The organism is Streptomyces reniochalinae, from assembly GCF_003323735.1.
GTDB lineage: Bacteria > Actinomycetota > Actinomycetes > Streptomycetales > Streptomycetaceae > Streptomyces > Streptomyces reniochalinae.
In genome coordinates this window covers 196036-219450 of record NZ_QOIM01000032.1, presented here as the reverse complement: position 1 = coordinate 219450, position 23415 = coordinate 196036, and the positions used below count along the sequence as shown (strand labels likewise).

Genomic DNA, 23415 nt, shown 5'->3' with positions numbered 1-23415 from the left:
CTGTTGTCAAGACAAGAAGGTGAATGTGTCCAGGCTGAGAGCCGAACACCTGTACAAAGTGTTCGGGAGGAGAGCGGACCAGGCAGTGGCCAGGCTGGAAGCCGGCACCGACCGCGAGGAACTGCGTGCCCAGGGCACGACCGCCGCAGTGATCGACTCCTCCTTCGAGGTTGAGGAGGGGCAGATATTCGTGGTCATGGGGCTGTCAGGCTCCGGTAAGTCCACGCTGCTGCGGATGCTCAACGGCCTCCTCGAGCCCACCGCGGGACGGGTCCTGTTCGACGGTGAGGATCTGACGGCGCTCCCCGCGCGCGAGCTGCGTGAGGTACGAGCCCACAAGATCAGCATGGTTTTCCAGCACTTCGCGCTCTTCCCCCACCGCAGCGTGCTGGAGAACGCCGCCTACGGCCTCGAAGTACAGGGCGTACCACGCGAGGAGCGCGACAAGCGCGCCACCGAAGCCCTGGAACTGGCCGGGCTCAAGGGCTGGGAGGCGTCCTGGCCCGACGAACTGTCCGGCGGTATGCAGCAGCGGGTCGGCCTCGCCCGCGCGCTGGCCACCGACGCGGACCTGCTCTTGATGGACGAGTCGTTCAGCGCCCTGGACCCGCTGATCCGCCGTGACATGCAAGACCAGCTCCTCCAGTTGCAGAAGACGCTGAAGAAGACCATCGTCTTCATCACCCACGACCTCAACGAGGCCATGCGCCTGGGTGACCGCATCGCCGTCATGCGTGACGGACGCATCGTCCAGATCGGCACCGCCGAGGACATCCTGGTCCGTCCGGCCACCGACTACGTCGCCTCCTTCATCCAGGACGTGGACCGTTCGCGGGTGCTGACCGCGGGGTCGATCATGGATGAGGACAAGGCCGACGCGGCCGCCGCACAGGGCCGCGGACTCGGCAAGGCGCCGACGGTCACCACCGAGACCCCGCTCGCCGAGCTGTTCACCCCGTTCTCCACCAGCGAGGACGCGATGATCGTCACCGACGACGCGGGCACCCCCGTCGGCGTCGTCGACCGGGAGCGGCTGCTGGCCGCCCTCGCCGAGGAACCCCGCGTGGACGCGGCCGCCGCGGTGCCCGCCGGCGTCGCGACGGAGAAGACGAGCAAGGACGCCGGGGTGAGAGCACGTGCCTGAGTTCCACCCCGGAAACTGGGTCGAGGACGCCGTCGACTGGCTTCAGACGCACCTCGGCTGGCTCTTCGACTTCATCAACACGGTTCTGACCGGGCTGTACGACGGGATCAACGCCGTCCTGGGCGGCGGCGAGCCGCTGCTGCTGGCCGGTATCTTCGCCGTCATCGCGTTCTGGCTGCGCGGGCTGGCCGCGGGCGTCATCGCCTTCGTGGGCTTCGTGCTCATCGACCTCTTCCAGTTGTGGGACGAGGCGATGCAGACGCTCTCGCTCGTCCTGGCCGCCGCCGTCATCACCATCGTGATCGCGGTGCCCACCGGTATCTGGGCGGCGCGCAAGAAGTCGGTCAGCGCCGCGGTGCGCCCGGTGCTCGACGTGATGCAGACGATGCCGGCCTTCGTCTACCTGATCCCCGGCGTGATGTTCTTCTCCGTCGGCACGACCCCGGGTCTGCTGGCGACGATCATCTTCTCCATGCCGCCCGGCGTCCGGATGACCGAACTGGGCATCCGGCAGGTCGACGGCGAGCTGGTGGAGGCCGCCGAGGCGTTCGGCACCAGCCCCAAGCACACGCTCACGCGGGTGCAGTTCCCGCTGGCGCTGCCGACGATCATGGCCGGTGTGAACCAGGTCATCATGCTCGCGCTGTCCATGGTGGTCATCGCCGGTATGGCCGGTGCTCCCGGTCTCGGTGAGCGGGTCTACGCGGCCGTCACCCAGGTCCAGATCGGTCTGGGCGTCGAGTCGGGTGTCGCCGTCGTCATCCTCGCCATGTACCTGGACCGGATGACCGGTGCCCTCAACGTGCGGGTCTCGCCGCTCGGCCGCCGCGCCGCGGCGAAGGCGACCGCGATGATGGGCCGGATGCGCTTCGTGCGCTACAAGCCCGGTTCGGCCGTCGCGCTGTGCGGCGTCGTCGTCCTCGCGCTGGTCGCCGGCGGTATGAACTTCGCCGACTCCGGCTCCAAGGAGCAGGCCTCCGGCAGCACGAACGTCGGCAAGGGCAAGCAGCTCAACATGGGCTACATCCCCTGGGACGAGGGCATCGCCACCTCCTACCTGTGGAAGGAGGTGCTGGAGCAGCGCGGCTTCAAGCCCAACCTCAAGCAGTTGGACGCCGGACCGCTCTACACCTCCCTCGCCCAGGGCGAGACGGACTTCCAGACGGACGCCTGGCTGCCCACCACGCACCAGCAGTACTGGGACAAGTACGGCTCCAAGATGGAGAAGCTCGGCTCCTGGTACGGCCCCACGTCGCTGGAGCTGTCCGTTCCCTCCTACGTCAAGGGCGTGAAGTCCCTGGCGGACCTGAAGGGGAAGGGCAAGAAGTTCGACGGGAAGATCATCGGCATCGAGTCCAGCGCCGGTGAGATGAAGATCCTCAAGGAGAAGGTCCTCAAGGACTACGGCCTGGAGGGCGAATACAAGGTCGTCTCCTCCAGCACCTCCTCGATGCTCTCCGAGCTCAAGCGCTCCATCCAGAAGAAGGAGCCGGTCGTCGTCACGCTGTGGTCCCCGCACTGGGCCTACAACGCCTACGACCTGACCAAGCTGGACGACCCCAAGGGCTCGTTCGGCAAGGGAGAGAAGCTCTACAACGTCGGCCGCAAGGGCTTCGCCAAGGACAACCCGGTCGTCGCCAGCTGGCTGAAGAACTTCCACCTCAAGGAGAAGCAGCTCACCTCCCTGGAGGACAAGATCCAGGGTGCGGGCAAGGGCCAGGAGCAGAAGGCCGTCAAGGAGTGGCTGAAGGACCACCCGGGCTTCGTCGACAAGATGGCGCCGGCTCCCGGCGGCGAGAAGAAGCAGGGCAAGGACGCCGGCAAGGCCGTCCAGATGGGCTACTTCCCCTGGGACGAGGCCATCGCGACGACCTACCTGTGGCAGAACATCCTGGAGGACCGCGGCTACAAGCCGAACGTCAAGCAGCTCGACCCCGGCCCGCTCTACACGGCGCTGGCCCAGGGCCAGATGGACTTCCAGACGGACGCCTGGCTGCCCACCACCCACGAGCAGTACTGGCGCAAGTACAAGGACAGACTGACCGACGTCGGCTCCTGGCACGGACCGACCTCGCTGGAGCTGTCCGTGCCCGATTACGTCAAGGGCGTCGACTCGCTGGAAGACCTCAAGGGCAAGAGCGACATGTTCGGCGGGAAGATCACCGGCATCGAGTCCAGCGCGGGCGAGATGAAGATCCTCAAGAAGGTGCTCAAGGACTACGGCCTGGACAAGGAGTACAAGGTCGTCTCCTCCAGTACCTCCTCGATGATCTCCGAGGTCGACCGTTCGGTGAAGCAGAAGAAGCCGGTCGTGGCGACCACCTGGTCCCCGCACTGGGTCTACAGCAAGTACCCGATGAAGAAGCTCGACGACCCCAAGGGCTCCTGGGGCAAGGGCGACCACATCCATGTCACCGCCAAGAAGGGCTTCGAGAAGGACTTCCCCGAGCTGTACGGCTGGCTGAAGGACTTCCACATGTCCGAGGACGACCTCGGCTCCCTCGAGGCCACGATCCAGAGCGGCGGCAAGGGCAAGGAGAAGGAGTCGGCGCGCAAGTGGCTGGACTCCCACCCGGGCATGGAGGACAAGCTGGCCCCGGTCAAGTGACCGGCGCCGCGGCCTGATCCCACCGCCTCAGGGACGGCCCCGCGCCGCGTGCGAGAGCACGCGGCGCGGGGCCGTCCCGCGTTTCGGGGGCGCGGTAATCCACATGACGGGCCGCGAGGGGACGCCTACCTTCGTACGCGTGAACGAACGCACCTCCAGGTGCGAGGACGACGGTTACTCCTTCGGCGGATTCCACGGGTTCGATCCCTGACACCGTCGTCGCATCCGGTCACGGGAGGCGGGCTCGGCACATCGAGGGGAGCACCCGGTGCGCAGACCACGGATACGTCACTCCGGCTGAACCGGCCGTCGCCGCACCGAGACCTCGGGCGCCTTCCGGTGGACGCCGTGCGCGCCGTCCTCTCCCCGGGCGCGATGCCGTTCCTCCTCCGTCGACGCACCCGCTGTCGACGGGCAGTCATGCGATGCGGGGGAATCATGAGCGAGTTCGACAAGCGGCGCTCCACGGCGCCGCGCACGCTCACCACCACCTACGAGGGCGGCAGGGCGTACGTGTGCGACACCCGGTCCGAGCCGGCGCTGCTCGCCGTCGTCGACACCACCGGGTACGCACCCCCGGCCCTTGATCCGTCCCGGCCCAACCGGTTCGAGATCGGCGGCTTCTCGGACGAGCTGTTCACGGTGATGGAGCTGCGGGCGCGCGGGGAGTCCGCGCCCGCCGTGGGAGGGGTGGCCCCGCCCGAGGGGCTCAGCCGCCGTGGAAGGCGGGCAGCACCTCGTCCGCGTAGACGCGGAAGAACTCCTCGTGGCGGGAGCCGATCTGCTGGACGTACACCTCGTCGAACCCGGCGTCCGCGTAGCTGCGCACCCGGGCCCGGTGCCGTTCGGTGTCGGGCCCGCACACCATCTGGTCGGCCACCGCGTCCCGCGGTACCAGGGAGGCGGCGGCCGCGAAGTCCTTCTGGCGGGTGAGGGTGGAGGGCACCTGGCCCGGCAGCAGTTCGTTGGCCCAGAGCCGGTGCGCCTGCTCCAGCCCGTCCTCCTCGTCGGGCGCCCAGCACACCTTCATGCCGCCCTGCACGGTCCGCCGGCCGCCGCCCGCGTCGCGGTAGCGCGCGACCAGTTCGCGGTCGGGGGAGGCGGTGCAGAAGGCGTCGCCGATGCGCGCGGCCAGTTCGACGGCCTTGGGGCCGAAAGCGGAGACGGAGATCGGCACGGGCTGTTCCGGCACCGTGTAGAGGCGGGCGTCGTCGACGCGGTAGTAGGTGCCGTGGTGGGTGGTGCGCTTGCCGGTGTGCAGCCTGCGGATGATTCCGACGGCCTCCTCCAGGCGGGCCAGCCGTTCGCCCGGCGGCGGCCAGTGCTGGCCGAGGATGTGTTCGTTGAGCGCCTCGCCGGATCCGACGCCCAGGGTGAAGCGGCCCTCCAGCTGCACGGCGGCGGTCGCCGCCGCGTGGGCGACGATGGCCGGGTGCATCCGGAAGGTGGGGCAGGTGACCGCGGTGCCGACCGGCAGCGAGGTGGCCTGGGAGAGCGCTCCGATGACGGACCAGACGAAGGGGCTCTGGCCCTGGGCGTCCATCCAGGGGTGGAAGTGATCGGAGATCCACAGCCGCTGGAATCCGGCTTCCTCGGCCATCTGTGCCTGGCGGACCAGTTCGCGGGGTCCGAATTCCTCGCAGGAGAGAAAGTATCCGATGCTGACCATGCACCAATGGGTACCTTTTCCACCCATAACGAAACAGAACTGTCAGGCCGTCACCTCCCTGCGTACTCCCCGCGTCCTTCCTGAGCGTTCTCTCCGTAGGGTGGAGCCATGACGTGCCGGTCGGTGGTGTCCCTCGTTCCCTCCCTCACCGAGGCGGTGGCCGCCACCGCGCCCGGTCTCCTCGTCGGCGCGACGGACTGGTGCACGCACCCGGGCGACCTCGACGTCACCAGGGTGCGCGGCACCAAGAACCCGGACGTGGCGGCCGTCGTCGGGCTGGCCCCCGACCTGGTGCTCGCCAACGAGGAGGAGAACCGCCCCGAGGACCTGCGCGCCCTCCGGCAGGCAGGGTTGCGGGTCCTGGTGACGGAGGTGCGCTCGCTGGAGCAGGGCTTCGCCGAGCTGCACCGGGTGCTGACCGAAGGCTGCGGCCTGCCGCGCCCCGACTGGCTGGACGCGGCCGAGCACGCGTGGGCGCGGCCCCGCGTTCGCCTGGACGTACGGGCCGTCGTCCCCGTCTGGCGGCGGCCGTGGATGGTGCTGGGCGCAGACACCTTCGCCGGTGGACTGCTGGCGCACCTCGGCGTGCGCAACGTCTACGCCGCGCACGCCGAGCGCTACCCCCGGGTGCCGCTTTCACAGCTCGCCCAGCCCGGCCGCGCCGAGGTGGTCGTCCTGCCCGACGAGCCCTACAGGTTCACGGCCGACGACGGACCCGAGGCCTTTCCCGGCACGCCCGCCGCGCTCGTCAGCGGACGGCACCTCACCTGGTACGGGCCCTCGTTGGTGCAGGCGCCCGACGTCCTCGGTGCGGCGCTGTCGGCCGCGCTGAGCTGAGCCGGCCGCCCACGAGCTCCGCGCACCGGCCGCCGGACCCGCGCGTCAGCCGCCGGGCCCGTGGATCAGGCGCTCCCGCCGACCCGCCGCTCCTGTGCGGCCGCTACCAGGGCGGCCATCACGCGCAGGTCCTCGCCCGCCTCCGGGTGCCACTGGACGCCCAGCACGAAGCCGTCGGCGTCCGGGAACTCGACTGCCTCGACGGTGTCGTCGCCGGCGGCGTGGGCGCTGGGGACGAGGCCCGCGCCGAGCGCGTCCAGCGCCTGGTGGTGGTAGGTCGGCACGGTGACGGAATCCTCCTCGTCCAGCACCTTGGCGAGCAGCGTGCCGGGGACCGGGACGATCGCGTGCCTGCCGAAGACCCCGGGCGCGCCACGGTGGGCCCGGGTGGTCGGCATGTGCTGGACGAGCGTGCCGCCGAGGGCGACGTTCAGCAGCTGCATGCCCCGGCAGACCGCGAGCAGCGGCACGCCGCGGGCCATCGCCTCACGGGTGAGGGCCAGCTCCCAGGCGTCCCGTTCGGGATAGGGCGGCCCCGTGCGCGGGTCCCGTTCCGCCCGGTAGCGGGCCGGGTCCACATCGGGGCCGCCCGCGGTGACCAGCCCGTCGAGGCGGGAGACCAGGTCTGCCACCGCGGCGGGGTCCTCGTCGGGCGGGAGGAGCAGGGCGCGGGCGCCCGCGCGGTGCGCCATGCGGTGGTACGCCGCAGGCAGGAGGGCTGCCGGCAGGTGCCAGTTGCCCCAGCGGGCCGAGGGTTCCAGGTAGGTGGTGATGCCGATGAGGGGCGGTGTCACGGTTGCTCCTGGTGCGGGTACGGAACGAGAAAGGAGCGGGGGAGAGGGGCGCGGTGGGCGTGCTCAGTCCCGCAATTCTTCCTCCGCCTTCGCCAGCGCGGCGAACTCCTCCTCCGGGGCGGCCGCCACCAGCCGGTGGCGGGAGTAGAAGGCGAAGTAGGCGAGGGCCACCGCGTAGACCAGCAGGGCGATCAGCGCGGCCCGCTTGTCGACCAGGAAGGTGGCGACCAGGGCGGCGAGCGCCAGGACGAAGGCGACCGAGGAGGTGAGGACGCCGCCCGGGGTGCGGTAGGGGCGCGCCAGGTGGGGTTCGCGCTTGCGCAGCACGATGTGGGAGAGGGACATCAGGGCGTAGGAGATGGTGGCACCGAAGACGGCGATGTTCAGCATCGTGGCCCCCTCACCGCTGCCCGCGGCCAGGGCGAAGCCGAGGGCGCCGGGGAGCAGCAGGCCGAGGTAGGGGGCCTTGCGGCGGCTGGTGAGGGAGAGGAAGCGGGGCAGGTAGCCGGCGCGGGAGAGCGCGAACAGCTGGCGGGAGCCGGCGAAGATGAGGGAGAAGAAGGACGCCACGAGGCCGGCGAGGCCCGCGTAGTTGACGACGCGGGAGAGCGCGGTGGCCTCGCCGCCCGGCTGAAGGGCCTCGACCAGCGGGTTGCCGACGTCCTGGAGGGCGGCGGAGCCGCGTGCCCCGGTGGCGGCGACGAAGGTGAGCAGGGCGAGCAGCAGCAGGACCCCCATGGAGGCGGCCATCGCCTTGGGCAGCGTACGCGCCGGGTCGCGGGTCTCCTCGGCGGCCAGCGGCACGCCCTCGACCCCGAGGAAGAACCACATGCCGAACGGGAACGCCGCCCAGATGCCCAGCAGCCCGAACGGCAGCCAGGAGTTCGCACCGGCCGCGCCGTGGTCCACGGGGATGTCGTCGAGGCCGCTGATGTGGAAGTCGGTGAGGGCGCCGAAGACGAACACCAGCAGCGCGGCGACGGCGATCGCGGTGACGACGAGGGAGAAGCGCAGCGCCTCGCCGACGCCCCACAGGTGGACGCCGATGAACAGGACGAAGCAGGCCAGGTAGACGGGCCAGCCGGACTCCAGGCCGAACAGGCCGAGGGAGGCGACGTAGTCACCGATGAAGCAGACGATGGCGGCCGGTGCGAGCACGTACTCGATCAGGATGGCGGTGCCCGTCAGGAAGCCGCCCCAGGGGCCGAGGGCACGGCGGGCGAAGCCGTAACCGCCGCCCGCGGTGGGCAGGATGGCGGACAGCTCGGCCAGCGCGAAGACCATGCAGGTGTACATGAGGCCCATCAGGACAGCCGCGATGGCCAGTCCGCCGAAGCCGCCCTCGGCCAGGCCCGCGTTCCATCCCGAGTAGTCTCCCGAGACGACGTAGGCGACACCGAGTCCGGTCAGCAGCAGCGGGCCCGCGCTGCCGCGCCGCAGGGTGCGGCGCTCCAGGTAGGCGGCGTCCGGGTCGGGGCGCGGTGCCGCGGCGGGTGGGGCCGGGTCGCCGTCCCGCACGGGATCGGACCAGGACGCGGACTGTTCGGTCATGTGCCACACTCCCGCCGTCAGCCAATGGTGTGCTGGCACACCTTTGTGCGCGCGGGTCGTCCAGCGCAACCCTTGTGCGGCAACAAGCTGCGACCGCGGGCGGCGTTCCGGGGCGTACGGGACACAGCGCGCGCCCGGCCTCACGCCAGGAAGCCCCGCAGCAGGGACGCCGTCCCCGCGCAGTGCTCGCGTGCGATCGCCCGCGCCCCCTCGCCGTCCCCCTCCAGCACGGCGGCCACCAGCGCGGCGTGCTGCCGCTGGGCGTGCTCCAGGTTCCGCACGAGCAGCGGGATGCGGCCCAGCAGGTCGTTGAGGGAGGCGCGGACCGCGGCGTACTGCACGGTCAGGGACGGCGATCCCGCCAGCTCCACCAGCGTCAGGTGCAGCAGCGTGTCGTGCCTGCGGTAGTCGGTGAGCGCCGCCTCGCGGGTGGCGTCCAGTGCCTCGCGCAGCCGCGCGGCCTCGGCGGCGGACAGGCCGCGCGCCGCGCACAGCTCGGCCGCCCCCGCCTCCAGCACCTCGCGGAAGGCGAGCGTGTCCTCCAGGTCGGGGGCTTGTGCGCCGCGCACCCGCTCCCGCGCCGCCGCGCCGCCGGCGGGCGACGGGCGGGGGAGGACGAAGGTGCCGCCGTACCGGCCGCGCCTGCTGACCACGACGCCCTGTTCGGCCAGCACCCTCAGCACCTCGCGGAGGGTGACCCGGCTGATGCCCAGGCGCTCGGCCAGCTCCCGCTCGGCGGGCAGCCGTTCGCCCTCGGCGACCAGGCCCAGCCGGACGATCTGGAGTATCTGTTCCAGCGCTTCCTCGAACCCGTTTCCCGCGCGCACCGTGCGCAGCACCGTGGCCAGCCTGTCGTCCTGCGGCGTGGAAGGCATGGGAACCTCTTCCGTTTCAATGGTATCCGTGACTACCTTATGGCTTCCGCTGACCCGACAGGAGGCCCGCTCGTGGCAGACCGCCCACCACCCCTCTCCGTCGACGAACTGAGGAACAGCGTCGACGCGGGCGAGACCGACACCGTCGTCCTGGCCTTCACCGACATGCAAGGCCGCCTGGCGGGCAAGCGGTTCGCCGCGCCCTACTTCCTCCAGCACGTCCTCGACGGCGGCAGCGAGGGCTGCAACTACCTGCTCGCCGTCGACGTGGACCTCAACACCGTGGACGGCTACGCCATGGCCTCCTGGGAGCGCGGCTACGGCGACTTCGCCATGCGCCCAGACACCGCCACCCTCCGCCGCGTCCCATGGAACCCGGGCACGGCGCTGCTGACCGCCGACCTGGCCTGGCACGACGGCTCGCCCGTCGTCGCCTCGCCCCGGCAGATCCTCTTGCGCCAGCTCGACCGGCTCGCCGAGCGCGGCTGGAGCGCGTACGCCGGCACCGAGCTGGAGTTCATGGTCTTCCGCGACACCTACGAGCAGGCCTGGGACAGCGGCTACCGCGGCCTGACCCCCGCCAACCAGTACAACGTCGACTACTCCGTCCTCGGCACCGGACGCGTCGAGCCGCTGCTGCGCAGGATAAGGAACGAGATGGCCGCGGCCGGCATGGTCGTCGAGTCCGCCAAGGGCGAGTGCAACCTGGGACAGCACGAGATCGCCTTCCGCTACGCCGACGCACTGACCACCTGCGACCAGCACGTCGTCTACAAGACGGGTGCCAAGGAGATCGCGGCGCAGGAGGGCCAGGCCCTCACCTTCATGGCCAAGTACGACGAACGCGAGGGCAACTCCTGCCACATCCACCTCTCGCTGCGCGACGAGAGCGGCGCGGCCGTCCTCGCCGACGACGCGGGCGAGGCGGGCATGTCGCCCCTGATGCGGCACTTCCTGGCGGGACAGCTGGCCGCCATGCGGGAGTTCACCCTCCTCTACGCCCCGAACATCAACTCCTACAAGCGCTTCCAGCCCGGCTCCTTCGCCCCCACCGCCGTCGCCTGGGGACCCGACAACCGCACCTGCGCCCTCCGCGTCGTCGGCCACGGACCCGGGCACCGGCTGGAGAACCGGGTCCCGGGCGGAGACGTCAACCCCTACCTCGCCGTCGCCGGCATGATCGCGGCCGGACTGCACGGCATCGACAACGCGCTGGAGCTCCCCGACGCCTGCACGGGCAACGCCTACGAGGGCGACGCGGCGCACGTCCCCGCCACCCTGCGCGAGGCCGCGCTGCTGTGGCAGGGCAGCGGCCTGGCCCGCGAGGCCTTCGGCGGCGAGGTCGTGGACCACTACGCGAACATGGCCCGCGTCGAACAGCGGGCCTACGACACGGCCGTGACGGACTGGGAGCGCTACCGCTCCTTCGAACGGATGTGAGGACCCACCGCAGTGCAGCACGCAACCGCACAAGGCCGCACCGGGCCGCCGGCCGAGCAGCTGGAGATCATCAACCCGGCGACCGAAGAGCTGATCACGACCGTCCCCGTCACCACCCCGCAGCAGGTGGACGCCGCCGTCACCCGCGCGGCGGCGGCACAGCGCACCTGGGCGGCGCTGGCACCGGCCGACCGGGCCAGAACGCTGCGCCGGTTCGCCTCCGCCGTCGACGGCCACATCGAGGAACTGGCCGTCCTGGAGACCCGCGAGGCCGGGCACCCGCTGGGCAACGCCTGCTGGGAGGCGGGCAACGTCCGCGACCTGCTCGACTACTCCGCCGGCGGTGTCGAACGGCTGACCGGTCAGCAGATCCCCGTCGCCGGGGGCGTCAACCTGACCTTCGCCGAGCCGCTGGGCGTGGTCGCCGTCATCGCCCCGTGGAACTTCCCCATGCCGGTCGCCGCCTGGGGAACCGCGCCCGCGCTCGCCGCCGGGAACGCCGTGCTCCTCAAACCGGCCGAGACCACTCCGCTGACCGCGCTGCGGCTGGCCGAACTGGCGCTGGAGGCCGGCCTGCCCGAAGGGCTCTTCCAGGTACTCCCGGGCGAAGGACCCGTCACCGGCACCGCGCTGGTCGAACACCCGCGCGTCGCCAAGGTCGTCTTCACCGGCTCCACCGCCGTCGGGAAACGCCTCATGGCCCAGTGCGCCGCCACCGTGAAACGCCTGACCCTCGAACTCGGCGGCAAGAGCCCCAACATCGTCTTCGCCGACGCCGACCTGGAACGCGCCGCGGCCGCCGCCCCGGGATCCTTCCTCGACAACACCGGACAGGACTGCTGCGCCCGCAGCCGCATCCTCGTCCAGCGCAGCGTCCACGACCGCTTCCTGGAACTGCTGGAGCCGGCCGTCCACGCCTTCCGCGCCGGCAATCCGGCCGACGCCGGCACCGACATGGGCCCGCTCGTCTCCGCACGCCAGCGCGAGCGCGTCCGCTCCTACGTGCCCGAGGACGCGCCCGCGCTGATCCGCGGCACCGTGCCCGAGGGCCCCGGCTTCTGGTACCCGGCCACCGTCCTGGCGGGGGCACCGGGCGACCGGGCCGCGGCCGAGGAGATCTTCGGCCCCGTCGCCGTCGTCCTCCCCTTCGACGACGAGGACGAGGCGGTACGGCTCGCCAACGACACCGACTACGGGCTCTCCGGCTCCCTGTGGACCCGCGACGGCGCACGCGCCCTCCGCGTCTCGCGGGCCGTCGCCGCGGGCAACCTGTCCGTCAACTCGCACGCCAGCGTCCGCTACTCCACCCCCTTCGGCGGCTACAAGCAGTCGGGGCTCGGCCGCGAGCTCGGCCCCGACGCGCTCGCCGCCTTCACCGAGACCAAGAACGTCTTCCTCAGCACCGAGCCGAGTACCCGGGAGAGCCCGTGACCGACCAGACCGCCGCATGCCGCCGCCTCGTAGGACGTACGGCCGTCGTCACCGGCGCCGGCAGCGGTATCGGACTCGCCACAGCCCGACGGCTGGCCTCCGAGGGCGCCCACGTGGTCTGCGCCGACGTGGACGCCGAGCGGGGCCGGGCCGCCGCCGAGGAGTCCGCGGGACTGTACGTGCAGGTGGACGTCACCGAGCCCGAGCAGGTCGAGGCGCTGTTCCGCACCGCGAACGAGACCTACGGCTCGGTGGACGTCGCCTTCAACAACGCGGGCATCTCGCCACCAGACGACGACTCCATCCTGGAGACCGGCCTGGACGCCTGGCAGCGCGTCCAGCACGTCAACCTGACCTCCGTCTACCTGTGCTGCAAGGCGGCGCTGCCCTACATGCGCGCCCAGCAGCGCGGCTCCATCATCAACACCGCCTCCTTCGTGGCCCTCATGGGCGCCGCCACCTCCCAGATCAGCTACACCGCCTCCAAGGGCGGCGTGCTGGCCATGTCCCGCGAACTGGGCGTCCAGTTCGCCCGCGAGGGCATCCGGGTGAACGCCCTGTGCCCGGGGCCGGTGAACACGCCCCTGCTCAAGGAGCTCTTCGCCAAGGACCCCGAGCGCGCGCAGCGCCGCCTGGTCCACGTCCCGGCGGGCCGCTTCGCCGAGCCCGAGGAGATCGCCTCGGCGGTGGCGTTCCTCGCCAGCGACGACGCCTCGTTCGTGAACGCGGCCGAGTTCCTGGTCGACGGGGGCATCGCGGGCGCGTACGTCACTCCGCTGTAGCCCGCGCCACTGTGCTGCGATCCGGCCCGGGCGCCCACGGTGCGGCGCCCCTTGGATGTAGCGTGCACACGGTCAACGTCGACGACCCAGGAGGGGCGCCACATGCGCAGCAGACCCGTGCTGACCGGCCTCACCATGGCTGCGGCTCTCGCAGCCACTCTCGCACCCGGACCCGCCCAGGCCCAGGGCCACCACGGCGGTGCCCACTGCCCCCAGCTGTCCACCGAGTTGCCGTGGCACGGCGACAACCGCGCCAAGCTCCAGCGCACCATCGACGAGCGCGGCACCTGCTCACCGCACTGGCGGGGCGGCAAGCACCGGCCCGTGGCCGCGTTCGACTGGGACAACACGATCGTCAAGAACGACTCGACGGACGCCACCATCTCCTGGGCGCTGCGGCACGACAAGATCCTGCGGCCCAAGGACTGGGCGGCCACCAGCGAGTGGCTCACCCCGGCGGCCGACCGCGCGCTGACCGAGGCGTGCGGCACCGACGTCCCCGTCGGGCGCCCCCTCCCCACCTCGACGAACGACGACTGCGCCGACGAGATCCTGCAGGTGCGCGGCGAGGCGGAGACGATGAGCGGCCAGGAGGCCTTCGCCGGGAAGTGGAACCACCGGCGCACCGTCCCCGAGTACGCCTGGGTGCCGCAGCTGTTCGCGGGCCACACGGTCGCCGAGCTGCGCTCCTACGCACGCGCGGCCCGTGACGAGGCGCTGGCGGCGCCCGTCGGCAGCGAACGGAAGGTCGGCACGCACACGGTCCCCGCGTACAGCCGCTACTACGCGCAGCAGAAGGACCTCGTCCGCACCCTCCAGAAGGCCGGCTTCGCCGTCTACATCGTCTCGGCCGGCTCGGAACCGGTGACCGAGGAGTGGTCGAGCGGCGTCGGGATCGACCGGAAGCACACCCTCGCCATCCGCAGCGTCGTCAGGCACGGCCGCATCACCCCCTACACCGAGGGCTGCGGAGGCACCGGCGTCAGCAAGGGCGAGGAGATCCCCTACATCGAGGGCAAGCGCTGCGTCATCAACCAGGAGATCTTCGGCATCGAGGGGAAGAAGGCCTGGAAGAAGCAGGACTGGCGGCACCGTGTCGCGATCGGCGGGGGTGACGCGGACACCGACGTGACGTTCGTCGGCGACGCCACGGGGACGCACCTCGTGCTCAACCGCAACAAGCCGGAGATCATGTGCCGCGGGTACGACGACGCGGACGGGCGCTGGGCGGTGAACCCGATGTTCATCGAGCCGCTGCCGCGCCAGGAGGACGCCTACCCGTGCTCCAGCGAGGGCTTCACCAACCCGGACGGATCCCTCGGCCCCGTCCGCAGGGGTGACGGCTCGGTCATCCCCGACCAGGAGGACACGGCCTACGGCGAGGACGCGTAGATGATCGAGTAGGGCCTCTCGTCCGTACCGTGCCGGAACCGCGGGCCCAACACGCGCTGCGGGGGCGCCTCTTGCAGGGGCGCCCCCGTGTGTCGTACGGATGTGCCATAGAGTTCGAGCGTGAGCATGACGACCCCGCCCGGCTGGTACCCAGAACCCGGGCAGACGCCCCAGTATCCGCCGCGGGAGCGCTGGTGGGACGGCCACGCCTGGACCGCCCAGACCCGGCAGGCCGCGGGCACGCCCCTCGCTCCGGGCGGCGGCCGGTCCGGGCGCCGCCCGCTCATCGGGCTCGTCGCGGGGATCGCGGGCGCTGTCGTGCTCGCCGCAGCGCTCGCCGTGGGCAGCGTCCTCCTGCTGGGCGGTGACCCCGACAAGGGCGGCGGCACCGAGGCCGGACCCGGCGCCCCCTCCGAGGCACCCGAGGGCACAGGCCCCGGCGAGGAGGACGAAACCACCCCGCCACGGGAGGACGAGCCGCCCTCGAAGGTCCCAAAGGTCGCCCGCGATCCCCTTCTCGGCGTCGGTCTCACGGTGCCCGAGGGGTGGGAGCGGGCCAGCGACAGCCACGCGGCCGTCAGCAGCGAGCAGGCATACGAGTGCCCCGCCTCCCACAAGGAGGAATGCGTCAGGGGCGGCGGCGTCCTCCAGTCGACGAACGGCGCCTGGAGCGACAAGGAGACGCTCAAGAAGCTCACCGAAGCGCAGGTGGCCGAGAACGCGGAGACGTCGTACCCGAAGAAGTCGTACGGCGGCGTCACCGGGCACCAGGTCGTCGAGTCGGGTTCCGTCACCGTCGCGGGCGAGCCGGGCTACCGCGTCAGGTGGCGCGTGGCCAACAAGCTCAAGCCCGACGCCTACGTCGAGGCCGTCGTCTTCCGCTCACCCGAGAGCTCCGAGCGGACCCTCGCGCTGCTGAGCAGCGTCGACATCGCCGAGGACGCGCCCGGGGCCTCCGTCCTGGACGAACTGCGCAAGGGCGTCGTCGGCACCGGCGACGGCGAGGAGGAGGGCCCCCGCGAATCCGTCTGAGCGGGGCCAAGCGGGCCGGCCGGAAGGAGGCGGCGCCCCGCACGGCCGCAAGCCTCGCTCACAGGAACGTCATACCCTCGCCCCGGTACGTCGGCACGGACTCCACCACCCGCTCGCCCGCCACCAGGTGCAGCCTCTCGAACCGTTCGCACAGCTCGCCCGACTTGGCGTGCCTGAACCACACCTTGTCCCCGATCAGCAGATCGTCGGCGGGCTGCCCCAGCAGCGGTGTCTGCACCTCGCCGGGGCCTTCCTGCGCGTCGTAGCGCAGCCCGCCCGGCAGGTACGGCTGCGGCAGCCGGTCGCGCCCCGCCACGCCGGAGGCCGGATAGCCCCCGCCCAGCACGGTCACCACCCCCACGCCCGGCCTGCGCACCACGGGCATGGCGAACAGCGCCGCGGGACGGCCGGTGAACGAGGTGTAGTTGTCGAACAGGCGCGGCACGTACAGGCCCGAGCCCGCGGCGATCTCCGTGACCGCCTCCTCGGCCGCCGTGTGCTGCACGCTGCCTGTGCCGCCCCCGTTGACGAACTCCACGTCCGGGGCCACAGCGCGCACGGCCGCCACCGCCGCCGCCCGGCGGGCGGCCAGCTCACGCCGCGCCGCCGCCTGCATCAGCCGCACCGCGCGTGAGCGCAGCGCAGCCCCGGGAACGGCGTCGCCGACCCCCGCCACGTGCCCCTCGTAGGCCATCAAGCCCACCAGCCGGAAGCCGGGCCGCCGCTGGACGAGACGCGCTACGGAGGCCAGATCAGCGGGGGAGTGCAGCGGCGAGCGGCGAGCACCGATGCGCACCCGCCCGCCCAGCATCCGAAGGGACGTGTCGAGTTCGAGACAGACACGGATCTCCTCGCGGCCACCCTCCCGCGCGGCGTCGATCAGCGCCAGCTGCGCGGGATCGTCGACCATCACGGTCACCGAAGCCGCCAGTTTCGGGTCCCCCGCCAGCTCCGCGTAGCCAGACCTGTCGGCCGAGGGGTAGGCGAGCAGCACGTCCGTGACGCCCGCGCGGGCCAGCCACAGCGACTCGGCGAGGGTGTAGCTCATCACCCCGCGGAAGCCGTTCCGTGCCAGCACCCGCTCCAAGAGCGCACGGCAGCGCACCGACTTGGTGGCGACGCGCACCGGTTTCCCCCCGGCCCGCCGGACCAGGTCGTCGGCGTTGGCGTCGAACGCCTCCAGATCGACCAGGGCGAGCGGCGCGTCCAGGTGAGCGGTCGCACGGTCGTACCGTGCGCGGTCGGCGGCGAGATCGACAGTCGAATCGAACACCCTCGCAGCTTGCCAGAGCCGCGCGCCGCGGCACAGCCCCGGCGCCCGCCGATCCCGCGCCGCACCCTGCGCGTTCGCCCACCTCGGCACGGCCCTCAGCGCCGGCTCGGGCGGGTTGCCCACCTGCCAGGTCGGCACCGTAGAGTGACGCCGCACGCCGTGACGGGACGGCACACGGCAACAGTTCACTGTGGCCCCGGCGAACCGCCCTGCACCGCACGGCGTTCGTGCGGGCCGCATCGCGCGAAGGGGGGCGCACATGGGAGCCGACGCCGAGCGCGCCCCGGTCCCCGAGCGTCCCTCCACCCCGCCCAGGCCCGCCGTGCCGCCGCGCCCGTCCCGCGCGCCGGCCGACGTGTCCCACGCGACGCCCCCACCGTCCGTGCCGACGCGACCGGCCGCCCCACCCCGCCCCGCCGTTCCTCCACGCCCGAGCGTCCCCCCGCGCCCCGCCTTCTCGCTGTTCACCGCCCCCGGACCCACGGGCGGACCGGACAGCACCCCGGCCGAGCCGACCAGCACAGCCGCCCGCGGCGGTGGCGACCTGGACGAGCCCGGTGAGGAAGCCGCCCCCTCGGGCGGTGCCCAGCAGGAGACGGGTGGCGAGCCGGAAGCGGAGCCGACACCGGAAGACGAGTCCAGCGAACAGATGCCACATCCCCGGGAGAACACCGAGGAGACGGAGGCGGAGCGGTCCGGGCACACGCCGGTGACCGCCCCCGGCGACCGCTCGCGCGCCCTCCGCCCCCCGGTACCCGCCTCACCGCCCCAACCCGCTCCCCCCACCGGAGAACCCCTCACGGCCCCGCGTCTTCCCCCGCAGCGCCCGCACCCGGGCCGCCGCGACGCCGATCCCCGGCCGCCCCGGAACCCGGAACCGAACACCGCCCCTCCCTCTCGTCCGGCGGACGCCGGGACCGTGGCCACCACCGCGAAGGCGGCCACCGCCCCGCCCCGCCCCGGCACCGAGGCCGCACGCACCCCGGCACCGCCCACCGGGCCGCCCCGTGCCACGCCGCCCGCCCCGCCACCCGGCTCGACGCTGCTCGACGACGCCCCCCGCGCTGTTCCGCCGGAGACCGCCCCGCCGGTGCCGGCCGCTTCGCCGCCGCACGAGGACGCGTTCGGTGCCGGGGACGGACGGCCGGAGGGACGCTCCCCGCTGGCCGTGCGGACCGTCGTCGCGGCCGTCTGCCTCGTGCTCGGCGTCGGCCTGCTCGGCGGCTCGGGCGCCGGCATGCTGCTGAGCGGGGACACCGAGCAACGCCCCGCTCTCGCGCAGGGATTCGACGGCGCGCGGGCCGCCTGGCACGAGATCCCCGTCGACGAGCTGTTCCCGCGCACGCTCCAGGGGAAGGGCGCGGGGCCCGGCGGCGCGGACCGGAGCTGGACGCGCGTCGCCGTCGCCCCGGACGGCACCTGCGCCCACGCGTTCGACCCGCTGCTGGCCAAGGCGCTCGCCCCGGTGGGCTGCGCCCGGCTGGTACGGGCCACCTACACCGACGAGACCACCAGCCGTGTCACCACGGTCGGGCTGATGTTCACCAAGGCGGACCCGGCCGCCATGCGCGACCTGCGCGAGCGGTTCGCCACCCAGAACCTGACCGAGCGCACCGATCTGATGCCCCGCCCGTACGCGGCGCGCGGCACCCTCGCCGCGGACTTCGGCGACGCACAGCGCGCCAGTTGGTCCCTCCACGTGCTGCGGGACGTGCCCGTGGTGGTCTACTCCGTCTCCGGCTTCGCCGACGGGCGGGTCGTCACCGACCCCCAGCCCGCCGGGGCCGCCACCCGCAAGGGTGAGACCTCAGCGGCCGCTCAGGCCGGGCTCGGACACGACGCGCAGGGCATCGCCGACCGCGTCGAACAGCGGCTCCGCAAGGCGACGATCGAGGGCCACGAGGACAAGGACGAGTTCCCCCGGCCACCGGGCGACCGGGGGAAGAACGAGCCACGGAGCGACCGGGGCACCGGGGCGTCCCGCAGCGACCGGGGCGAGGACGAGTCGCCGAGCGGCCAGGAGAAGGGCGAACCCCGATGAAGCGGCTGCTGCGTACCGTGCTCCCCGTGCTGTGCGCCCTCCTGGCCGTGGCCCCGGCCACCGTCGGCACCGCGCACGCGCGGGGGGAGGGGCTCCAGCGCCAGGAGTGGGCCCTCAGGGCGCTCAATGCGAAGGCCGCGTGGAAGACCACCAAGGGCCAGGGCATGACCGTGGCCGTGCTCGACACCGGCGTCGACGCCGACCACCCCGACCTGCGCGAGAACGTGCTGGCGGGCGAGGACCTGGTCGGCATGGGCGCCAGCAGGGGAGACCGCGCCTGGGCACGGCACGGCACGGCCATGGCCGGCATCATCGCGGGACACGGGCACGGCAAGGGCGGCGAGGACGGGATCCTCGGCGTCGCGCCCGAGGCCCACGTGCTGCCCGTGCGCGTACTGCTGGAGGACCAGGACCCGCAGCGCGCCAAGGCCCGCGACGAGCGCGGCACGGCGCTGGCCAAGGGCATCCGCTGGGCCACCGACCACGGCGCCGACGTCATCAACCTCTCGCTGGGGGACGACAGCGACTCCGCGCACCCCGACGCGCACGAGGACGCCGCCGTCCGCTACGCGCTCCGCAAGGGCGTGGTCGTCGTCGCGTCGGCGGGCAACGGCGGCGAGGACGGTGACCACGTCTCCTACCCCGCCGCCTACCCGGGCGTCATCGCCGTGGCAGCCGTCGACCGCAAGGGGGCACGGGCCTCCTTCTCCACCCGCCGCTGGTACGCCACCGTCGCGGCGCCGGGCAAGGACATCCTCATCGCCGACCCCGACCGGACCTATTACCAGGGGTGGGGCACCAGCGCCGCGGCGGCGTTCACCTCGGGCGCCGTCGCGCTGGTCCGCGCCGCGCACCCGGACCTGAGCCCCGCGCAGATCAAGGAGCTGATCTCGGACACCGCCCGCAACACCCCGGAGGGCGGTCGCAGCGACGCCGTCGGCACCGGCGTGGTGGATCCGGCGGCCGCCATCGAGATGGGCTCGCACGTCAAGCCGGAGAAGCAGCGGCCGCGCGTCGGTGAGTACGACAAGGAGTACTTCGGCGCGGCCCGCCCGGCGGACGGTGCGGGTCCCGGCTGGTTCGCGCTGGTCGCCGCCGTGGTGGGGGTGCTGCTGATCGGCGTGGCCTTCGCGGTCCACCGGGGCGTCGCCTTCCGCGTCCCGCCCCGCCTGCGGCGCGGGCCTCCCCGCCCGCTGTGAGGCCCGTCCGCCCGTGAGGTGCCCGAGCCCGCCATGACGTGCCCATGCCTGGCCCGAGGCGCCGGGGCCCCGGAGCCCCTCCTCGTGGGGGCCGGGCCCGCGCCGGGCCCCCGCCGGGCACCCGATAGGCTCGGCGGGTGGCGCTCAAGAACATCCCCCGGTCGGCCTTCTCCCGCGACGACGGCACCGCGGACGACGCGCTCGCCGAGGCCCTGGCCGCGTGGCGGGCCGACCCCCGCGCGCCCGCCGCCGAGTCGCGCGTCCTTCAGGCGCTGGGCGGGGCGCGGCTGCTGGTGCCGGTCGTCGCCGTCCTGACGGAGGCGGAGACCGGCCAGGACGGACTGCGCCGCGACAAGACCAGCGAGATGGCCGTGCCCACCCTCAACGCGCCGGGCGGGCGCCGCGCGCTGCCCGCCTTCACCTCCACCGAGGCGCTGGCCCGCTGGCGTCCCGACGCGCGGCCCGTCGCCGTCCCGCTCCACCAGGCGCTCCAGGCGGCAGCCCACGAGAAGGCCGACACCGTGGTGCTGGATTTGGCAGGACCTGTGACCTACGAGCTGACCGGACCCGCGCTCCACGCGCTGGCAGCGGGCCGCACGCACAGCCGCCCGCTCGACGACCCCGCCGTCGGCGAGGCGGTACGCGCAGTTCTCGCCGCCGAGCCGGAGATCGCCGGTGCCCATCTGGCGCCCGGCGACTCCACGGGCGACGGCACACTGGCCCTCTCGCTGACGCCGGGCGCCGACGTGCCGGCCGTGGCCCGCCGCGTCGCGGAGGCGCTCGCCGCCGACGAGACGGTACGCGCCCGGCTGGTGGAGGGGTTCGACCTGGCGCTGCTGCCACCGGGCAGTGCCCTGCCCGAAAACGCCTTCTACCGAGCCTGACCAGGGCGGAAAGGCGCCCTCCCGGGAGCGGCGGGCCCGCCCGAGGTGCGAGCCGCCCTGACGCGTCGGACACTCGGGAGGAAGCGCCGGGACGGACCGTCCCGGCCTGCTCCTACGACCCCCACGGGAGGTCGACATGCAGGTCAAGTCGCTCCAGGCGAGTCCGGAACAGCTCAAGAACCTGGAAGACAAGCCCCAGCCGGTCGCCGCGGAGTTCCTGGGCACCCTGCTCCTGGTGTTCTTCGGAGTGGGTGCGGCCGTGCTGGCCGCCGAGTACGTGGGCTCACTCGGTATCGCGCTCACCTTCGGCTTCGTGATGCTGGCGCTCGCGTACGCGATCGGCCCGATCTCCGGCTCGCACCTGAACCCCGCGGTGACGCTGGGCATGTTCCTCGCGGGCCGCCTCGACCTGGAGCTGGCGGTCAAGTACTGGGTCGCGCAACTGGTGGGCGGCATCGCGGGAGCCGCGCTGCTCTTCCTGGTCGCCAAGCAGGTACCGGGTCTACAGACGAGCGAGACGTTCGGCAGCAACGGCTTCGGCGACCGCTCGGCCGTCCACATCAACACCGGGGGCGCGTTCGTCGCCGAGATGGTGCTGACGTTCCTGTTCGTCTACACGGTGCTGGCGGTCACCCACAAGGTGGCGGTCGTCGGCTTCGACGGGCTGCCCATCGGCATCGCGCTGGCCGTCGTCCACCTGGTCGGCATCCCGCTGACCGGTACCTCGGTGAACCCGGCCAGGAGCCTGGGCCCCGCGATCTTCGCGGGCGGGGCCGCGCTGACCCAGCTGTGGATGTTCATCGTCGCGCCGCTGGTGGGCGGGGCGATCGCGGCGTACGTGCACGTGCTCACGCACCCCCAGCCCAACCGCAGGCCGCGCCGCGAGATGCGGGTGAGCTGAGCTGAGCTGGGCGGCCGGGTGTGCGGACGCTGACGGGCCGCTGTGCCGCGGGAAGGACCGGGCGCCGGGCGGCTCAGCCGTGTACGGGTCCCGTGTACTTCTCACCGGGGCCCTGGCCGGGCTCGTCGGGCACGGTCGAGGTCTCCCGGAAGGCGAGCTGGAGCGACTTGAGGCCGTCCCGCAGCGGTGCGGCGTGGTACGAGCCGATCTCGGTGGCGCTCGCAGTGACCAGCCCGGCCAGTGCGTGGATCAGCTTCCGCGCCTCGTCCAGGTCCTTGTGCTGCTCGCCGTCCTCGGCCAGCCCGAGGTTGACGGCGGCGGAGCTCATCAGGTGCACCGCCACCGTGGTGATGACCTCGACGGCCGGGACGTCCGCGATGTCGCGGGTCAGGCTGTCGAAGTCGGGACTGTTCTGGCCGGAGGGGTCGAAGGGCTGCCCGGCGGCTGCGGCGTCGCTCATGCGGCTCAGCCTAAGCCCCGCCCGTCGACCGCCGTCGTACGGGCCGCTCGTACCGTACGCGGGCTCTTCCCGCGGGCTCTTCCGGTGGGCGGGCAGGTGGGCCGGCAGGCGTGTGTGCCGGCGGGCCCCGTCCGGTGTGCCGGCGGGCGACGGCAGGTGGCGGGCGGTGCCGGGCGGCGCTCCGCCGGGCCTGCTGGTATGCTCGGGAGACGACCGGCCGGAGACCGCCCGCACGAAGGCGGACCCCGGCCCGCAAGTGGAGGCTCCGATCTCCCACCTGGTGGCCCTGTGGGCCGCGGGTCAAAGGTCAGGCTGCGCCCCGCGGAGTTCCGCGGCGGTGCTCCCGGTCTGTGAGGAGCCCCGCCTGTGACCCGTCCGGGGCGCTTTGCGCTTTCTGCGGCGGTGGTCACCACTCATTACAGACTCGTGCGCGGTCGTCCGCCAGACGGTCGCGCGGTGTACCCGAGGAGGCCCCATCAGCGCCGAGCCCCGCATCAACGACCGGATTCGCGTCCCCGAGGTGCGACTCGTCGGTCCCAGCGGCGAGCAGGTCGGCATCGTGCCGCTTGCCAAGGCCCTTGAACTCGCACAGGAGTACGACCTCGACCTGGTCGAGGTGGCGGCGAACGCCCGCCCGCCGGTGTGCAAGCTCATGGACTACGGCAAGTTCAAGTACGAGTCGGCCATGAAGGCCCGTGAAGCGCGCAAGAACCAGGCGCACACGGTCATCAAGGAAATGAAGCTCCGGCCGAAGATCGATCCGCACGACTACGACACCAAGAAGGGTCACGTCGTCCGGTTCCTCAAGCAGGGTGACAAGGTCAAGATCACGATCATGTTCCGCGGTCGTGAGCAGTCCCGCCCCGAGCTGGGCTTCCGACTGCTCCAGCGGCTCGCGGACGACGTGGCCGACCTGGGCTTCGTGGAGTCCAACCCGAAGCAGGACGGCCGCAACATGATCATGGTTCTCGGTCCGCACAAGAAGAAGACCGAGGCCATGGCCGAGGCCCGCGAGGCCCAGGCGGCCCGCAAGGCGGAGCGCCAGCAGGGGCCTGCTCCAGCCGAGGCGCCCACCGAGGAGACCGCCGAGGCGTGAGCCCTC

19 protein-coding genes are annotated in these 23415 nt (G+C 72.5%); 13 read left to right on the top strand and 6 right to left on the bottom strand.

Annotated elements, in window-relative coordinates; all coding sequences use genetic code 11:
- The first annotated feature begins 25 nt into the window (after positions 1 to 25).
- On the top strand, positions 26 to 1144 hold the full coding sequence (locus tag DQ392_RS13225; RefSeq protein WP_114015765.1) for a quaternary amine ABC transporter ATP-binding protein: 1119 nt from the start codon (positions 26 to 28) through the stop codon (positions 1142 to 1144).
- Positions 1137 to 3752 (top strand): ABC transporter permease/substrate binding protein, encoded by a 2616-nt coding sequence (locus tag DQ392_RS13220; protein WP_114015764.1) that lies wholly within the window; start codon positions 1137 to 1139, stop codon positions 3750 to 3752. The genes DQ392_RS13225 and DQ392_RS13220 overlap by 8 nt, the downstream gene beginning before the upstream one ends.
- A gap of 709 nt (positions 3753 to 4461) precedes the next feature.
- Here DQ392_RS13220 and DQ392_RS13215 read toward each other — a convergent pair.
- Entirely contained in the window at positions 4462 to 5421 is a 960-nt protein-coding gene (locus tag DQ392_RS13215) for a TIGR03557 family F420-dependent LLM class oxidoreductase (RefSeq protein WP_114015763.1), read from the bottom strand.
- Positions 5422 to 5529: 108 nt separating this feature from the next.
- Here DQ392_RS13215 and DQ392_RS13210 point away from each other — a divergent pair, with 108 nt between their 5' ends.
- A complete protein-coding gene (locus DQ392_RS13210; RefSeq protein WP_114015762.1) occupies positions 5530 to 6258 on the top strand; it encodes a helical backbone metal receptor in 729 nt (242 codons plus the stop codon).
- 65 nt (positions 6259 to 6323) lie between these two features.
- Here the strand turns inward: DQ392_RS13210 and DQ392_RS13205 are convergent, their stop codons facing one another.
- From DQ392_RS13205 to DQ392_RS13195, 3 genes are all read right to left on the bottom strand, one after another.
- The gene (locus DQ392_RS13205; RefSeq protein ID WP_114015761.1) at positions 6324 to 7052 is read right to left on the bottom strand and encodes a gamma-glutamyl-gamma-aminobutyrate hydrolase family protein; all 729 of its coding nucleotides are present in this window, start codon (positions 7050 to 7052) and stop codon (positions 6324 to 6326) included.
- 63 nt (positions 7053 to 7115) lie between these two features.
- Positions 7116 to 8603, bottom strand: a complete 1488-nt coding sequence (gene eat / locus DQ392_RS13200; protein ID WP_114015760.1) for an ethanolamine permease — start codon at positions 8601 to 8603, stop codon at positions 7116 to 7118.
- A gap of 140 nt (positions 8604 to 8743) precedes the next feature.
- The gene (locus DQ392_RS13195; RefSeq protein WP_114015759.1) at positions 8744 to 9478 is read right to left on the bottom strand and encodes a FadR/GntR family transcriptional regulator; all 735 of its coding nucleotides are present in this window, start codon (positions 9476 to 9478) and stop codon (positions 8744 to 8746) included.
- A gap of 72 nt (positions 9479 to 9550) precedes the next feature.
- Between DQ392_RS13195 and DQ392_RS13190 the strand changes: the two genes are divergently transcribed.
- The 5 genes from DQ392_RS13190 to DQ392_RS13170 all read left to right on the top strand — a co-directional run bounded on the left by DQ392_RS13190 (position 9551) and on the right by DQ392_RS13170 (position 15555).
- Complete coding sequence (locus tag DQ392_RS13190; protein WP_114015758.1) at positions 9551 to 10918, top strand: glutamine synthetase family protein; 1368 nt, start codon at positions 9551 to 9553, stop codon at positions 10916 to 10918.
- 12 nt (positions 10919 to 10930) lie between these two features.
- Complete coding sequence (locus tag DQ392_RS13185; protein WP_114015757.1) at positions 10931 to 12349, top strand: aldehyde dehydrogenase family protein; 1419 nt, start codon at positions 10931 to 10933, stop codon at positions 12347 to 12349.
- Complete coding sequence (locus tag DQ392_RS13180) at positions 12346 to 13131, top strand: 3-oxoacyl-ACP reductase (protein ID WP_114015756.1); 786 nt, start codon at positions 12346 to 12348, stop codon at positions 13129 to 13131. The genes DQ392_RS13185 and DQ392_RS13180 overlap by 4 nt, the downstream gene beginning before the upstream one ends.
- Positions 13132 to 13233: 102 nt before the next feature.
- Positions 13234 to 14523, top strand: coding sequence for an HAD family hydrolase (locus tag DQ392_RS13175; protein WP_114015755.1), 1290 nt, complete (start codon positions 13234 to 13236; stop codon positions 14521 to 14523).
- Between the two features lie 126 nt (positions 14524 to 14649).
- Complete coding sequence (locus tag DQ392_RS13170; protein WP_114015754.1) at positions 14650 to 15555, top strand: DUF2510 domain-containing protein; 906 nt, start codon at positions 14650 to 14652, stop codon at positions 15553 to 15555.
- A gap of 58 nt (positions 15556 to 15613) precedes the next feature.
- Here DQ392_RS13170 and DQ392_RS13165 read toward each other — a convergent pair whose 3' ends face one another.
- Complete coding sequence (locus DQ392_RS13165) at positions 15614 to 16828, bottom strand: amino acid deaminase/aldolase (protein WP_114015816.1); 1215 nt, start codon at positions 16826 to 16828, stop codon at positions 15614 to 15616.
- A gap of 919 nt (positions 16829 to 17747) precedes the next feature.
- Between DQ392_RS13165 and DQ392_RS35205 the strand changes: the two genes are divergently transcribed.
- From DQ392_RS35205 to DQ392_RS13145, 4 genes are all read left to right on the top strand, one after another.
- A complete protein-coding gene (locus DQ392_RS35205; RefSeq protein ID WP_245981414.1) occupies positions 17748 to 18869 on the top strand; it encodes a hypothetical protein in 1122 nt (373 codons plus the stop codon).
- Entirely contained in the window at positions 18866 to 20068 is a 1203-nt protein-coding gene (gene mycP / locus DQ392_RS13155) for a type VII secretion-associated serine protease mycosin (protein ID WP_114015753.1), read from the top strand. Before DQ392_RS35205 ends, mycP begins: the two co-directional genes overlap by 4 nt.
- 137 nt (positions 20069 to 20205) lie before the next feature.
- Positions 20206 to 20952, top strand: coding sequence for an SseB family protein (locus DQ392_RS13150; RefSeq protein WP_114015752.1), 747 nt, complete (start codon positions 20206 to 20208; stop codon positions 20950 to 20952).
- Between the two features lie 136 nt (positions 20953 to 21088).
- Positions 21089 to 21853, top strand: coding sequence for an MIP family channel protein (locus tag DQ392_RS13145; protein ID WP_114015751.1), 765 nt, complete (start codon positions 21089 to 21091; stop codon positions 21851 to 21853).
- 73 nt (positions 21854 to 21926) lie between these two features.
- Here the strand turns inward: DQ392_RS13145 and DQ392_RS13140 are convergent, their stop codons facing one another.
- Positions 21927 to 22313, bottom strand: a complete 387-nt coding sequence (locus DQ392_RS13140; RefSeq protein ID WP_114015750.1) for a DUF1844 domain-containing protein — start codon at positions 22311 to 22313, stop codon at positions 21927 to 21929.
- 415 nt (positions 22314 to 22728) lie between these two features.
- Here DQ392_RS13140 and infC point away from each other — a divergent pair, with 415 nt between their 5' ends.
- Positions 22729 to 23409: a translation initiation factor IF-3 gene (gene infC, locus DQ392_RS13135; RefSeq protein WP_114015815.1), complete on the top strand. Its 681-nt coding sequence runs from the start codon at positions 22729 to 22731 to the stop codon at positions 23407 to 23409.
- Positions 23410 to 23415: the final 6 nt, after the last annotated feature.